The following is a 13,244-nucleotide window of genomic DNA, read 5'->3' on the forward strand; positions in this document are numbered from 1 at the left end:
GGCCTTTAGGCTGATTGCCTTGAAGTCGATCTAAATCAACACATTGCAATTTAAAGCCCATTAAGCTGGCGGACCATGCAAACGGCCAGCTTGTCACCCCTTTCCCTGCCTTCGTCCAGTGCGGCGGATGAACTGCCCGCTCCAACAGCCAGTGGCACGCCGCTGGCCCTGCTCGATGAGCCAGACGAATGGTCGGCCTTCAGCCGACCGCTGGCCGGGCAGCCTTCGTGCTGGGAGTCGAGCGTGGTGTTTGAAGGCATGCACTGCGCGGCCTGCGCCCTGACGATCGAAGACGCCTTGCGCAAGGTGCCGGGCGTGCTGTCGGCCGACATCAGCGCTGCCAGCCACCGTGGCCGCATTGTCTGGTCCGATACGCGCATCAGCCCCTCGGGCTGGATGCAGGCTGCCGCCCGCGCCGGCTATCCAGCTGTGCCGGCGAGCGACGCCTTCGCCAACGACCGCCGGCGCGTCGAAACCCGACAGGCGCTGTGGCGGCTGGGCGTGGCCGGCCTGTGCATGATGCAGGTCATGATGTACGCATGGCCCGCCTACGTGGCCGAGCCGGGCGACCTGGCGCCTGACATGGCGCGGTTGCTGCGCTGGGCTTCCTGGGTGCTGTCCTTGCCGGTGCTGCTGTTTTCCTGCGCACCCTTTTTCCGCAATGCGCTGCGTGACCTGCGCCACCGCCGCATCAGCATGGACCTGCCGGTGGCGCTGGGCATGGGCATCACGTTTGCTGTCAGCTCGATGGGCACGTTCGAGCCCGGCGGAATCTTTGGCGCCGAGGTGTATTTCGACTCGTTCACCATGTTTGTCTTTTTCCTGCTGACCGGTCGCTGGCTGGAGCTGCGCCTGCAGGGCCGAACCGCAGGCGCGCTGGAAGCGCTCATGAACCGCCTGCCCGACAGCGTCGAGCGGCGCGGCGCTGACGGGGTCTTTGAGCGTGTGGCCGTTCGGCGGCTCGGCGCGGGCGACGTGATCCGGGTGTTGCCGGGCGAGGCTTTCCCGGCCGATGGCGTCATTCTTGAAGGCCGCACGCTGGCCGACGAATCGCTGCTGACCGGTGAATCGCGGCCCTTGCCGCGCGACAAGGGCGGATGTGTGATTGCCGGCAGCCACAACCTGGCGGCCCCGGTGGTGGTGAAGGTCGAGCTCACCGGCGGCCAGACGCGGTTTGCGCAAATCGTCGCGCTGATGGAAAGCGCTTCGACCTCCAAGCCGCAACTGGCGCAACTGGCCGATCGCATTGCCAAGCCTTTTCTTCTGCTGGTGCTGGTGGCCGCTGGCGGGGCCGGCGCCTACTGGTGGTCGCATGACCCCGGCCATGCGCTGATGGTGGCGGTGGCAGTCCTGATCGTCACCTGCCCTTGCGCGTTGTCGCTGGCCACGCCGGCCGCCATGCTGGCCAGCGCCGGTTCCCTGGCGCGCAGCGGCGTGCTGGTCCGGCGTTTGCAGGCGCTCGAGGCACTGGCAACGGTCGATACGGTGGTGTTCGACAAAACCGGCACCCTGACCCGTGATGCGTTCGCGCTGGGCGAAGTGCATACGCGCCAGGGCATTTCCAGAGATGAGGCCCTGGCCATGGCGGCTGCGCTGGGAAAACATTCCTTGCACCCGGTGTCGCGCGCATTGTCATTGGCCGGGCAGGGGGGCGTGCTTTACGCGGTGCAGGACGCCCGGGAAACCCCTGGTCAGGGTGTGTCAGGGCGCCTTTGCCTGGGTGACACGGCGGCATCTGCTGTCATGGCCCGCCTCGGTTCTGCCCGGTTTTGCGAGGTGGAGCCGCCGGTCACGACAGCCCTGCATGCCTGCCTGAGCGACGACCAGGGGTGGGTCGCCACCTTTGAGCTGAAGGAAGACCTGCGGCCCGACGCCCATGCCACGGTGGCGGCGCTGATGGCGCAAGGCGTCAAGGTTTACCTGTTGTCCGGCGATTTGCCGGAATCGGCCGCCCGCGTTGCCCGGCAAGCGGGCATCGACAACAGCCAGGGAGGCTGCACACCGCAGGACAAGCTCGTGTTTTTGCGCCACCTGCAGTCGCAAGGCCACCATGTCGCGATGGTCGGCGACGGACTGAACGACGGGCCGGTTCTGGCAGGCGCCCATGTGTCGTTTGCTTTTGGCCAAGCCGTGCCTCTGGCGCAGGCCCAGTCCGACCTGGTGGTGCTGGGGGGGCGCCTGGGCACGGTGGCCCAGACCCTGGCGCAGGCACGGCGCACCCTGGGCATTGTTCACCAGAATTTGTGGTGGGCCGCTGTCTACAACGCCGTCTGTGTGCCACTGGCCGTGGCTGGCTGGCTGCCTGCATGGCTGGCGGGAATAGGCATGGCACTGAGCTCGTTGCTGGTCGTGCTGAACGCCTTGCGGCTGTCTTCAGCCATCGCACCTCTGGAAAGCGATTGATGGACATCCTTTACTTGCTCATTCCCTTGTCGGTCATTCTGGTTTTTTTCATCCTGGGCGGTCTGGCCTGGGCGATTTACCGAGGCCAGTTTGAAGACATCGATGCAGAAGGCGAGCGCATTCTTCGAGATGATTGACGCAGGTCAACCTCAAATTCTTTACCTCCCGATACGCTTGAGGAGTTAACAAGTAAAGAAGAGGTAAAAATGACATTTGCCAATACACGGGCAACGACCTACAACGACACCGTTGTGCGGCAGTTCGCCATCATGACGGTGGTCTGGGGGGTGGTTGGCATGCTGGTCGGCGTGATCATCGCGGCCCAGCTGGCCTGGCCAGACCTTATTGCGGGAGTCCCCTGGCTCAGCTACGGGCGACTGCGGCCGCTGCACACCAATGCGGTGATCTTCGCGTTTGGCTGCTGCGGGCTGATGGGCACATCCCTGTACGTGGTTCAGCGAACCTGCCAGGTCAGGCTGTTTTCCGACAAGCTGGCCGCGTTCGTCTTCTGGGGCTGGCAGGTGGTCATTGTGGCGGCGGCGATTTCCCTGCCGATGGGGTACACGCAGAGCAAGGAATACGCCGAACTCGAATGGCCCATCGACATCCTGATCACGCTGGTCTGGGTGGCCTATGCCTTTGTGTTTTTTGGCACGGTCGGCACCCGCAAGGTCCGGCACATCTACGTGGCCAACTGGTTCTATGGCGCGTTCATCATCGCCATCGCCATGCTGCACCTGGTGAACAATGCGGTCATTCCGGTCGGCTTGATGAAGTCCTACTCGGCCTATGCCGGCGTGCAGGACGCCATGGTGCAGTGGTGGTACGGGCACAACGCCGTGGGCTTCCTGCTGACGGCCGGTTTCCTGGGCATGATGTATTACTTCATTCCCAAGCAGGCCGAGCGCCCGGTGTATTCCTACCGCCTGTCCATCGTTCACTTTTGGGCGCTGATTTTTACCTACATGTGGGCCGGTCCGCACCACCTGCACTACACCGCGTTGCCTGACTGGACCCAGTCTGTCGGCATGGCGTTTTCGCTGATCCTGCTGGCGCCAAGCTGGGGCGGCATGATCAACGGCATCATGACGCTGTCGGGCGCCTGGCACAAGCTGCGCGACGACCCCATCCTGCGCTTTCTGATCGTGTCGCTGTCGTTCTACGGCATGAGCACGTTCGAAGGCCCGATGATGTCCATCAAGACCGTCAACGCGCTGTCGCACTACACCGACTGGACCATTGGACACGTGCATTCGGGTGCCCTGGGCTGGGTGGGCCTGATCACCATCGGCAGCATGTACTACCTGATCCCGCGCCTTTTCGGCCAGAAGCAGATGTACAGCATGAAAGCGGTCGAGGTGCATTTCTGGACCGCCACCATCGGCATCGTGATCTACATCGCGGCCATGTGGATTGCCGGTGTCATGCAGGGCCTGATGTGGCGTGCGGTGAATCCGGATGGCACGCTGACCTACACCTTCGTCGAATCGGTCAAGGCCACGTTCCCCTTTTATGTCTTGCGTCTGCTGGGCGGCGTGCTGTATTTGAGCGGCATGGTGATCATGCTCTGGAACACCTACAAGACGGCCACGGCGGGTCGCTCTGTCACCGTCAACATTCCGGCGGCTATGGCCCACGCTTGAGGAAAACAACAATATGGCTAACCAAAAATCGAGCGGTGGACTTTCTCACGAGAAGGTCGAAACCAGCAACTTCCTGATGATCGTGCTGATCCTGCTGGTGCTCGCTGTCGGCGGCCTGGTGGAGATCGTCCCGCTGTTCTTCCAGAAGTCGACGACCGAGCCCATCAAGGGGCTGCAGCCCTACACCGCGCTGCAGGTCATCGGGCGTGACATTTACCAGCGTGAAGGCTGCTACAACTGCCATTCGCAAATGATTCGTCCGTTCCGCGCTGAAACCCTGCGCTACGGGCCTTATTCGGTCGCCGGCGAGTTCGTTTACGACCATCCCTTCCAGTGGGGCAGCAAGCGAACCGGTCCCGACCTGGCTCGGGTGGGCGGCAAGTACAGCGACGAATGGCACCGGATTCACCTGAACAATCCGCGCGACCTGGTGCCCGAGTCCAACATGCCCGCCTATTCATGGCTGACAACAAGCCTGGTTGATGACGGTTCGATCAAGGCCCACATGGAGGGACTGCGCACAGTGGGCACGCCGTACACCGATGCGCAAATTGCGTCGGCGGCCACCGATGTCAAGGGAAAAACCGAGATGGAAGCCGTGATCGCCTATTTGCAGGTGCTCGGCATTCACCGCAAATAAGCACAGAGGCACATGACCATGGATATCAACACCCTCAGGTCCATCGTGACGGTGGCCACTTTTCTTGTTTTCATCGGCATCGTCGCGTGGGCCTGGTCCAGCCGCAATGCCAAGGGTTTCGACGAGGCGGCCCAACTGCCCTTTGAACAAGACGAAGACGCACAGCGCCCAGGAACGGGACAAGGAAGAAAAAAATGAGTGATTTCACCAGCAGTTTCTGGTCGTTCTATGTCACCGGCATCTCACTGGCCGGCATCTTTGCCTGCCTGCTGCTGCTGTGGTTCAGCGGCAAGGCCAAAGCCATGACGGCCAATGACAACACCACCGGTCACGTGTGGGACGGTGACCTGCGCGAGATGAACAATCCGCTGCCACGCTGGTGGGTGTGGCTGTTCATCATCACCGTGATTTTTGCGCTGGCCTACCTTGCCCTTTACCCAGGCCTTGGCACTTACGCCGGCAAGTTTGGCTGGAGCGCCATCGGCCAGTACGAGGCGGAAGTGGCCAAAGGCAACAAGGCGGTCGAGCCTTTGTACGCCAGATTCAACAGCATGAAGCCCGAAGACGTGGCGGGCGATCCCCAGGCGATGGCAATTGGCGAGCGACTGTTCATGAACAACTGCTCGCAGTGCCACGGCTCGGATGCCCGGGGCAGCAAGGGATTTCCCAATCTGTCGGACAAGGACTGGCTGCATGGCGGGACGCCCGACAAGATTGTCGAAACTTTGGTCAAGGGACGCATCGGCAACATGCCCCCCATGGCGGCTGCGGTGGGGTCTTCGGATGACGTGCGCAATGTGGCGCATTACGTTTTGAGCCTGTCAGCCAGCCCGCACGATTCGGTCAAGGCTTCGCTCGGAAAGAGCAAGTTCGGTGCCTGCGCGGCCTGCCATGGCGTGGATGGAAAAGGCAATCAGGCCATCGGCGCGCCCAATTTGACCGACGACATCTGGTTGCACGGCTGGGGTGAAAACGCCATCGTGGCCATGATCAACAACGGCAAGGTCAACCAGATGCCTGCGCAAGAGGGCAAGCTCACCGACTCCCAGATTCATGTGCTGGCATCCTATGTTTGGAGCTTGTCCAACAAACCGGGCGCAGTAGCGCTGAAGTGATTTTTTACCCGGCAAGGCCCCTGCCGGGGTTTTGCATGGAGCATGCCCTGTGAATAATTCAAAGCCGACGCCTCGAAAAATCATTCCCATCGCGGTCATGGCAGCAGAGCAGTTGCAGGCCGCGTCAGGCTCTGGCGATGGCGAATCAGGCAGCCTCTACCAGGCCCAGCAGAAAATCTATCCGCGCAGCGTGACGGGATTTTTTTCGAAATGGCGCTGGGCCACGGTTTTGATCACCCAGCTGGTCTTCTATGGTCTGCCATGGCTGGAGTGGGGCCAGCGCCAGGCTGTCTTGTTTGACCTGGAAGCGCGGCGCTTCTATATTCTGGGGCTGGTGCTTTATCCGCAGGATTTCATTTACCTGGCGGGTCTTCTTGTCATTTCGGCGCTGGGACTGTTTTTATTCACGGCGGTAGCCGGTCGCCAGTGGTGCGGCTATGCCTGTCCCCAGACGGTGTACACCGAAATCTTTCTCTGGCTTGAAAAGATCACCGAAGGCGATCGCTCGGCACGCTTGCGACTTGACGCCAGCCCCATGTCGGTCAAGAAGCTGGCGCGCAAGACCAGCAAGCAGGTTTTGTGGATGGCCCTGGCCTTGTGGACGGGATTCACCTTTGTTGGCTATTTCACGCCCATCAAGGAGCTGGGCGTCAGCTTCATCAGTGCAAGCATGGGGCCGTGGGAAACCTTTTGGGTTTTCTTTTACGGCTTTGCCACCTATGGCAACGCAGGGTTCATGCGTGAACAGGTTTGCAAGTACATGTGCCCGTACGCCCGCTTTCAGAGCGCCATGTTTGACAAGGACACCTTGATCGTCACCTACGACGAGGCGCGCGGCGAACCCCGGGGGGGCCGTTCCAGGAAGGCCGACCCAGCCGCCCTGAATCTGGGTTCATGCATAGACTGCACGCTGTGTGTCCAGGTCTGCCCAACCGGAATCGACATCCGCAAGGGGCTGCAATACGAATGCATCAGTTGCGCGGCGTGCATCGATGTCTGCGATACCGTGATGGACAAGATGAGCTATCCACGCGGCCTGATTCGCTACTCGACCCAGAACGCGGTGGTGCAGGGCTGGGGGAAGTCGCAGCTTGTGCTCCGCATATTCCGTCCCAGGGTGCTGGTCTACACGGCCATCTTGCTGTCCGTGACCGCCGCCATGTTCATCAGCCTGGCGCTGCGTTCTCCCTTCAAGGTCGATGTCATTCGGGACCGTGCTTCGCTGGCGCGTATTGTGAGCGGTGGAAAGATTGAAAATGTCTACCGCCTGCAGGTGATGAATGCGACCGAAACCACCCAGCAGTACCGCCTCAGCGCCAGCGGATTGCCAGGCCTGGCGCTGGCGTCAGAAGGCACATTCACCGTCGATGCAACCCAGGCACGGGGCGTCGCCGTGACTCTGCAGTTGCCGTACGAAGCCGCAAGTCCCGGCTCGCACGAGATCGATTTTGAAATCGAATCAGTCAACTCGCCGGGTCGTGTGGTCGAAAAATCAGTGTTTCTGGTACCCCGCTAATTCAACAATGGAAACATCATGAACAATGAAGATGGACAGCCCTGGTGGAAATTCGGCCATGTATGGATGGTTTTTGCACTGCCTGCCGTGGTGGTCGTCGCCTCATTCATTACCCTGTACCTGGCCATCAAGATCCCTGATCCTGTCGTTCCAAGCTACGGCCAGCAGTCAGTGCCGAGTGCCTTGAAACCGGAAGTGCCTTCCACCAACATGGCGCCAGCAATGCAGGCTCGCAACCATGCCGCCACGGGGACCCCGGCGCCTGCCGAGCCTTGAGCGATAAAGGAAATTCAAACGGGGTTCTTCAAATCACAAGCCGATTCAATCCTCCAACTGCAAGAAAGACCTGAACTCGATGTGGACTCAACGAATGATGTGGATTGCATGGCCTGCCTTCCTGCTGGCGGGCGTGATCGAAATGGTCGTGTTTGCCCTGGTCGATCCGCAAAGCCTGCATTGGTTCGGCCAGCCTTTGGCTTTGTCGCGCGAGGCGGTCTACACCCTGGCTTTTTTTGTATTCTGGGCGCTGACCATGGCGTCGAGTGCCTTGACGGCCTTGCTTGCCATGTCGCCTTTTGAAGTGAATCGCCGCGAACCAGCTTTCAAGGGGCGGGCCAAAAACGGCACCCGGAAAGTCAGGGCGCGTTAAAAACGCCTGTCATTCCATCGCCGCATCAGTCCGGCAGGTTGTTGCCGCTTATTGCGGTGCTTTCGCACGGTTTCCGGCTGTGCAGCGGATTTTCGAGGGATTGGGAAACGGAATCAGCCAGCCGCAGGCCTACCCGGTTTTGGTCTCAGCAGGGTTTGTGGTTGTTGTTGACGATCAGCTTGAGCGCTTCGGTGTCCAGGATGCGCACATGGCGCTGCTTGACTTCCACAATCTTGTCTTCGACAAATTTTGAAAAAGTCCGGCTGACCGTTTCAAGCTTCAGTCCCAGGTAGCTGCCGATTTCTTCTCGCGTCATGCGCAGCAGAAGCTCGGATTGCGAGAAGCCGCGGGCATGCAGCCGCTGGACCAGATTGAGTAAAAAAGCAGCCAGGCGTTCTTCTGCGCGCATGCTGCCAAGCAGCAACATCACGCCATGTTCACGAACGATCTCGCGGCTCATGATCTTGTGCACATGGCGCTGAAGGGAGACCACTTCCCGTGACAGCTCCTCGATGCGGTCAAACGGCATCACACATACTTCAGCGTCTTCCAGCGCAATGGCGTCACAGGTGTGGTGCTCCTTGACAATCCCGTCCAGGCCGATAATTTCGCCCGCCATCTGAAATCCGGTGACCTGGTTGCGGCCGTCTTCGGTGGTGATGCAGGTTTTGAAAAAGCCGGTGCGGATGGCAAACAGGGAGCTGAAATTTTCACCGTTGCTGTACAGGTGGGCTCCGCGTTTGACCTTGCGGCGCACGGCAACCACTTCCTCGATCCGGTCGAGTTCATCGGCTTTCAAACCCATTGGCATGCAAAGTTCACGAAGGTTGCAGTTGGAGCAGGCAACTTTTACGCTGAGAGGGGTGATGGGCTGGAGCTTGGTGTCGCTTGCGATATCCCCGCGCTTGGCCGTTCCCATGGACTCTGGTGTGACCTCGAACATGACATTCTCCTGATGTGGGTTCGTTGCCTGGTTTTAGTCAGGCTGACTGCTGACATAGGTCAAACAAACAATACGGACTTCACGATACATTGGCATTGCTTGCCCCGAAATCGCGGGTGCGCGTTTCAAGAAACCGTCACGAACGCACTGGCAATTAATTGTATGCCCATCCCCAGCCATGAACTGATTCACCGTGTCGATGCATCGGCACCCTGCTACACCACGTACCCAACGGCAGACCGCTTCGTGCAAGCGTTCACGTCCGAACAGCCGGTGCAGGCCCTTGCGCAGCGCCAGAGCGGTGCAAAAAGCGGTTCACCGCATCCAGCCTGCCGAACAGGTTTTTTCGTAGATGGCAGCGGCGCGCGTGATGGGTTTTAAGTCTATCAACATGGACCTGATTGGCGGGCTGCCGCAACAAGCGTCGCAATCGTTTGACCGCACCCTGGCGCAGCTTGTGCAGCTGCGCCCGGACTGTGTTGCGCTGTATGCCTACGACCACCTGCCCCAGCTTTTCAAGCCGCAACGGCGAATTGACGTTGCCGCGCTGCCTGACGCCAACGCCAGGATTTGCATGCAGATGCACGCTTTTTCGGCCTTTCAGGCTGCCGGTTACGTGCATATCGGCATGGGGCAGTTTGCCCTGCCCAACCATGCATTGGCAATTGCCAAGCGCCAGGGCCGTCTGCACCGCGACTTGCAGGGCTACAACTCCCGGCCTGACGCCGACCTGATTGGTCTGGGCGTTTGTGCCATTGGCAAGCTGTGCGCCAGCTACAGCCAGAACGCCAAGACCCTGGACGCGTATTACGACAACCTGCAGCAGGGACGATTGCCCGTGGCGCGGGGACTGGCGCTGTCCCGCGACGACCTGGTGCGGCGCAGCGTCATCATGGCGCTGGTGTGCCAGGGCCAGCTGGATTTCGAGTCGATTGAACTGGGCGACCTGATTGATTTCAAGCGCTATTTTTCTGCCGAGCTGGAAATGCTTGGCGGCCTGCAAGCGCAGGGCTTGGCGGAGGTCAACGACACCGGCATTCAGGTGACGGTGATGGGCTGTTACTTCTTGCGCGAGGTAGCCATGGTCTTTGACCGTTACCTTCAGGCCGACCGCACCCGGGCAAAGTTGTCCCTGATCATCTAAAACATCCTCATGCAAACTTCGCTGGCCCTGACGGCCTTACTGATGGGGCTGGCCGGCGGGCCGCACTGCATCGCCATGTGCGGCGCCGCCTGCGCCGGTATCGGCAATGCGGCCGGTGCGCGCAAGACGTCGGCCCTCTGGAGCTTTCAGGCCGGCCGGCTGGCCAGCTATTCGGCGCTCGGTGCGGTGGCTGCCGCGTCGATGCAGGGCCTGGGATGGCTGACCACCCAGACGGCGGTCATGCGCCCGGTCTGGACCTTGTTTCATGTCGCCGTGATGGTGATGGGGCTCATGCTGGTCGTGCTGGCCCGTCAGCCGGCGTGGCTCGACAGCACGGCGCGCAGCGTGTGGCGGCGGGTTCGGGCTTTCAATGCGTCCTGGGGCCGGGGCGCGCCGCTGGCCATTGGCGCACTCTGGGCCTTCATGCCCTGCGGCTTGCTGTATTCGGCGGTGCTGGTGGCGGCGCTTAGCGGCGGTCCGCTCGATGGCGCGCTGACCATGGCGCTGTTTGCGCTGGGCAGCAGCGTGTCCCTGCTGATCGGCCCCTGGCTGCTGCTGCGCCTGCACGGCGGCGGCAGCGGCGAGTGGGGGATACGTCTGGCCGGTCTGGCGCTGGCGGCCACCTCGGGCTGGGCCTTGTGGATGGGGCTGGCGCATGACACCGCGCCCTGGTGTGTGAGTTAGGCCCCCACGCTCCCCACTGCGTGTGGTTCGCTGCCCCCCAAGGGGGCCGCTGCGCCTGCGGCCCGGCGAAGCCGGTTCCGCGGCCCTTGCTGGTGGGGATGGGCGCCGCTCGTCCCTCTTTGCCAGGTTCGCTGCCCCTGATATGCGGCTGCGCTTCTGGTACGGTAAAGCGGGTTCTGTAGCTTCTGGTGGCGCCGGCTGGTTTTCAGCCTTCGGGACGTGCATGTTCTGAGCAGAAAATAAATTTTTTGTACCAAATAGATCTGTTGCGCTTGCTGCATATGCTTTAGCAGCTATAAATACCATAGCAAATGGCAATCCGTCGAGCTTTGATCGCCGCCACGGACGTGCCAGATGATGTTGCTTTATCCCCGGCGCATCAGCGTGCTTTTTCCGAACAGGCTTTCGATCAAATCCAGCGCCACTTCCGCCGTGGCATTGCGCACGTCCAGCGCCGGGTTCAGCTCCATCACGTCCAGCGACGCCATCCGGCCGGTGTCGGCAATCATTTCCATGCACAGCTGCGCCTCACGGTAGGTCGGTCCGCCCTTGACGGCGGTGCCGACGCCGGGCGCGAAGCTGGCGTCCAGAAAGTCCACGTCAAAGCTCACATGCAGGTGCGTGTTGTCGTCCATGCCCGCCAGCGCTGCTTCCATGGTGCGTTTCATGCCCATTTCGTCGATGTAGCGCATGTCGAACACCTCCAGTCCCGATGCCTGGACAAAGCGTTTTTCGCCGGCATCGACGCTGCGGATGCCGATCTGGCGAATCGCCGACGGCTCGATCGCCGGCGACTGTCCGCCAATGCCGGTCAGTTCGGCCGGTCCGTGGCCGCACAGCACCGCCACCGGCATGCCGTGGGTGTTGCCGGTCGGCGTCAAAGCGTCGGTGTTGAAGTCGGTGTGCGCGTCCAGCCACAGCACGCGCAGATTTTTTCCGGTCTGGCGGCAGTGACGCGCCACCGCGCTGATCGAGCCGATGGCCAGGCAGTGGTCGCCGCCCAGCAGCACCGGCATTTCGCCTTCGACCAGCGCCGTGTGCACCGCTTCGTGCACCGCATGGTTCCAGGCCGCGACCTCGACCAGATGGCGGTAGCCGCCCATGGGGGGTTGCCAGGGGTTGGCCGGTCCGCTGAGGTTGCCCTGGTCGGTGACGCCCAGGCCATGGCTTTCCAGCGTGCGTTGCATGCCGGCCACGCGCAAGGCTTCTGGCCCCATCGAGGCGCCGCGCGTGCCCGCGCCGACATCGGTGGGTGCGCCTATGAGTCTGATGTGCTGTGTCATGGTTGTGTCGATTCTTTGTTGTGGGGCAATGTGTTGGATGAACGACTTGCGGCTCAGTTCAAAAGCGGCTCGGCCACCGGCTTGGCATGCGCCCCGGCGCTTGGCGCCGCGCATGCACCGGAAAGGGCCGGCCTGACAAGCTGATAAAGGTCCTTCGGATCGTCCAGCCGGGGAATCAGGGGCAGGGCCCGGCCGAGCCCGAGCCGTCGGGCCTGGTCATATAGATAGCGCAAGGCCGAGAAGTCTTCAAGCGCAAAGCCGACCGAGTCAAACACCGTGACCTGCGCGGCGCTGTCGCGCCCCGTCGCCTGGCCTGCCAGTACTTGCCACAGTTCGGTGACGGCAAAGCCGGCTGGCATCTGCTGCAAATCGCCTTCCACTCGGGTTTGCGGCTCGTATTCCACGAATACTTTGGCAGCGGCCAGCACCTCCGGGTGGATTTCGGTTTTGCCGGGGCAGTCGCCCCCCACGGCGTTCAGGTGTGTGCCGGGGCGGAGCATGCCGGCGGTGATGATCGCCGCCTGCGTCTTGTCGGCAGTGAGGGTGGTCACGATGTCTGCGTCACGCACCGCCTCCAGGCTGCTGGCGCAAGCCCGCAAACGCAGGCCGGCGGTGTCCGGGTTGTCCTGCAGGTTGCGCACCAGCTTGGCGGTGGCCGCGGCATCGGTGTCGTAGAGGCGGATTTCATCAATGCCGAGCAAACGGTGAAAGGCCAGCGCCTGGAACTCGCTTTGCGCGCCATTGCCGATCAGCGCCATCACGCGGCTCTCGGGCCGGGCCAGCGCGCGCGCCGCCAGCACCGAGGTGGCGGCGGTGCGCAAGGCCGTCGCCAGCGTCAGTTCACTGACCAGCATGGGCATGCCGGTGGATACATCGGCCAGAACGCCAAACGCCATGACGGTGGGCAGACCCTGCGAGGTGTTTTTCGGATGGCCGTTGACGTATTTGAAGCTGTAGTGGGCGCCATCGGCAATCGGCATGAGTTCGATCACGCCGTCCGGCGAATGGCTTGCCAGGCGGGCCGACTTGTCAAAGCGGCTCCAGCGCGAAAAATCCTGCCGGATGTACGCCTCCAGGCCGTCCAGCGTAGCGGCCATGCCCTGGCTGCGCACCAGCCCGGCCACATCGGAAGGACTCAGGAACAGGGTTTCCTGGCAGTGTGGGGTGAAATGTGTCATGCAGAGCCTCATGCGTTTTGGTTTTAAAAGATATGCATCCAGTGTC

The 13,244-nt window shown here is 61.5% G+C and carries 14 protein-coding genes and 1 pseudogene; 12 read left to right on the plus strand and 3 right to left on the minus strand.

Translation table 11 applies throughout. The annotated features are described in order from the left end of the window. Positions 1 to 75: 75 nt before the first annotated feature. The 9 genes from H4V98_RS04085 to H4V98_RS04125 all read left to right on the plus strand — a co-directional run bounded on the left by H4V98_RS04085 (position 76) and on the right by H4V98_RS04125 (position 7,966). Positions 76 to 2,403 carry a cation-translocating P-type ATPase gene (locus H4V98_RS04085; RefSeq protein WP_196864328.1) on the plus strand — a complete coding sequence of 776 codons (2,328 nt, stop codon included), beginning with the start codon at positions 76 to 78 and terminating at the stop codon, positions 2,401 to 2,403. Then, on the plus strand, positions 2,403 to 2,540 hold the full coding sequence (ccoS, locus tag H4V98_RS04090) for a cbb3-type cytochrome oxidase assembly protein CcoS (protein ID WP_036808255.1): 138 nt from the start codon (positions 2,403 to 2,405) through the stop codon (positions 2,538 to 2,540). The genes H4V98_RS04085 and ccoS overlap by 1 nt, the downstream gene beginning before the upstream one ends. 69 nt (positions 2,541 to 2,609) lie before the next feature. Further along, positions 2,610 to 4,046, plus strand: a complete 1,437-nt coding sequence (gene ccoN, locus H4V98_RS04095; RefSeq protein ID WP_196864327.1) for a cytochrome-c oxidase, cbb3-type subunit I — start codon at positions 2,610 to 2,612, stop codon at positions 4,044 to 4,046. Positions 4,047 to 4,059: 13 nt separating this feature from the next. Further along, positions 4,060 to 4,686, plus strand: a complete 627-nt coding sequence (ccoO, locus tag H4V98_RS04100) for a cytochrome-c oxidase, cbb3-type subunit II (protein ID WP_196864326.1) — start codon at positions 4,060 to 4,062, stop codon at positions 4,684 to 4,686. Between the two features lie 18 nt (positions 4,687 to 4,704). Continuing rightward, positions 4,705 to 4,884, plus strand: coding sequence for a cbb3-type cytochrome c oxidase subunit 3 (locus tag H4V98_RS04105; RefSeq protein ID WP_280757292.1), 180 nt, complete (start codon positions 4,705 to 4,707; stop codon positions 4,882 to 4,884). Next, positions 4,881 to 5,801, plus strand: coding sequence for a cytochrome-c oxidase, cbb3-type subunit III (gene ccoP, locus H4V98_RS04110; protein ID WP_196864324.1), 921 nt, complete (start codon positions 4,881 to 4,883; stop codon positions 5,799 to 5,801). Before H4V98_RS04105 ends, ccoP begins: the two co-directional genes overlap by 4 nt. Before the next feature lie 97 nt (positions 5,802 to 5,898). Beyond that, on the plus strand, positions 5,899 to 7,317 hold the full coding sequence (ccoG, locus tag H4V98_RS04115) for a cytochrome c oxidase accessory protein CcoG (RefSeq protein ID WP_196864342.1): 1,419 nt from the start codon (positions 5,899 to 5,901) through the stop codon (positions 7,315 to 7,317). An 18-nt stretch (positions 7,318 to 7,335) separates the two neighbouring features. After that, positions 7,336 to 7,593: a nitrogen fixation protein FixH gene (locus H4V98_RS04120; protein WP_196864323.1), complete on the plus strand. Its 258-nt coding sequence runs from the start codon at positions 7,336 to 7,338 to the stop codon at positions 7,591 to 7,593. A 79-nt stretch (positions 7,594 to 7,672) separates the two neighbouring features. After that, a complete protein-coding gene (locus tag H4V98_RS04125) occupies positions 7,673 to 7,966 on the plus strand; it encodes a hypothetical protein (RefSeq protein ID WP_196864322.1) in 294 nt (97 codons plus the stop codon). Positions 7,967 to 8,111: 145 nt separating this feature from the next. Here the strand turns inward: H4V98_RS04125 and fnr are convergent, their stop codons facing one another. Next, positions 8,112 to 8,834: a fumarate/nitrate reduction transcriptional regulator Fnr gene (gene fnr / locus H4V98_RS04130; protein ID WP_196864341.1), complete on the minus strand. Its 723-nt coding sequence runs from the start codon at positions 8,832 to 8,834 to the stop codon at positions 8,112 to 8,114. A 237-nt stretch (positions 8,835 to 9,071) separates the two neighbouring features. Here fnr and H4V98_RS04135 point away from each other — a divergent pair, with 237 nt between their 5' ends. The 3 genes and pseudogenes from H4V98_RS04135 (at position 9,072) to H4V98_RS04145 (ending at position 10,737) form a co-directional block, all read left to right on the plus strand. Then, the gene (locus H4V98_RS04135; protein ID WP_280757871.1) at positions 9,072 to 9,290 is read left to right on the plus strand and encodes a hypothetical protein; all 219 of its coding nucleotides are present in this window, start codon (positions 9,072 to 9,074) and stop codon (positions 9,288 to 9,290) included. Further along, positions 9,211 to 10,053, plus strand: a pseudogene (locus H4V98_RS04140) (coproporphyrinogen III oxidase); the annotation flags it as partial. The gene H4V98_RS04135 and the pseudogene H4V98_RS04140, both read left to right, overlap by 80 nt. Positions 10,054 to 10,062: 9 nt before the next feature. Further along, positions 10,063 to 10,737, plus strand: coding sequence for a sulfite exporter TauE/SafE family protein (locus H4V98_RS04145; protein ID WP_196864321.1), 675 nt, complete (start codon positions 10,063 to 10,065; stop codon positions 10,735 to 10,737). 365 nt (positions 10,738 to 11,102) lie between these two features. On the opposite strand, the gene rocF is transcribed toward H4V98_RS04145, so the two are convergent. Further along, positions 11,103 to 12,020 (minus strand): arginase, encoded by a 918-nt coding sequence (gene rocF, locus H4V98_RS04150; RefSeq protein WP_280757293.1) that lies wholly within the window; start codon positions 12,018 to 12,020, stop codon positions 11,103 to 11,105. Between the two features lie 53 nt (positions 12,021 to 12,073). Beyond that, complete coding sequence (locus tag H4V98_RS04155) at positions 12,074 to 13,198, minus strand: ornithine cyclodeaminase (protein ID WP_196864319.1); 1,125 nt, start codon at positions 13,196 to 13,198, stop codon at positions 12,074 to 12,076. Between the last annotated feature and the right edge of the window lie 46 nt (positions 13,199 to 13,244).

The organism is Polaromonas sp. CG_23.6 (genome assembly GCF_029892315.1).
GTDB lineage: Bacteria > Pseudomonadota > Gammaproteobacteria > Burkholderiales > Burkholderiaceae_C > Polaromonas.

Bases quoted from the DNA above. Each gene is read 5' to 3' on its own strand.
- H4V98_RS04085 (WP_196864328.1), top strand. From the start codon at position 76: ATGCAAACGGCCAGCTTGTCACCCCTTTCCCTGCCTTCGTCCAGTGCG.
- ccoS (WP_036808255.1), top strand. From the start codon at position 2,403: ATGGACATCCTTTACTTGCTCATTCCCTTGTCGGTCATTCTGGTTTTT.
- ccoN (WP_196864327.1), top strand. From the start codon at position 2,610: ATGACATTTGCCAATACACGGGCAACGACCTACAACGACACCGTTGTG.
- ccoO (WP_196864326.1), top strand. From the start codon at position 4,060: ATGGCTAACCAAAAATCGAGCGGTGGACTTTCTCACGAGAAGGTCGAA.
- H4V98_RS04105 (WP_280757292.1), top strand. From the start codon at position 4,705: ATGGATATCAACACCCTCAGGTCCATCGTGACGGTGGCCACTTTTCTT.
- ccoP (WP_196864324.1), top strand. From the start codon at position 4,881: ATGAGTGATTTCACCAGCAGTTTCTGGTCGTTCTATGTCACCGGCATC.
- ccoG (WP_196864342.1), top strand. From the start codon at position 5,899: ATGGCAGCAGAGCAGTTGCAGGCCGCGTCAGGCTCTGGCGATGGCGAA.
- H4V98_RS04120 (WP_196864323.1), top strand. From the start codon at position 7,336: ATGAACAATGAAGATGGACAGCCCTGGTGGAAATTCGGCCATGTATGG.
- H4V98_RS04125 (WP_196864322.1), top strand. From the start codon at position 7,673: ATGTGGACTCAACGAATGATGTGGATTGCATGGCCTGCCTTCCTGCTG.
- H4V98_RS04135 (WP_280757871.1), top strand. From the start codon at position 9,072: ATGCCCATCCCCAGCCATGAACTGATTCACCGTGTCGATGCATCGGCA.
- H4V98_RS04145 (WP_196864321.1), top strand. From the start codon at position 10,063: ATGCAAACTTCGCTGGCCCTGACGGCCTTACTGATGGGGCTGGCCGGC.
- rocF (WP_280757293.1), bottom strand. From the start codon at position 12,020: ATGACACAGCACATCAGACTCATAGGCGCACCCACCGATGTCGGCGCG.
- H4V98_RS04155 (WP_196864319.1), bottom strand. From the start codon at position 13,198: ATGACACATTTCACCCCACACTGCCAGGAAACCCTGTTCCTGAGTCCT.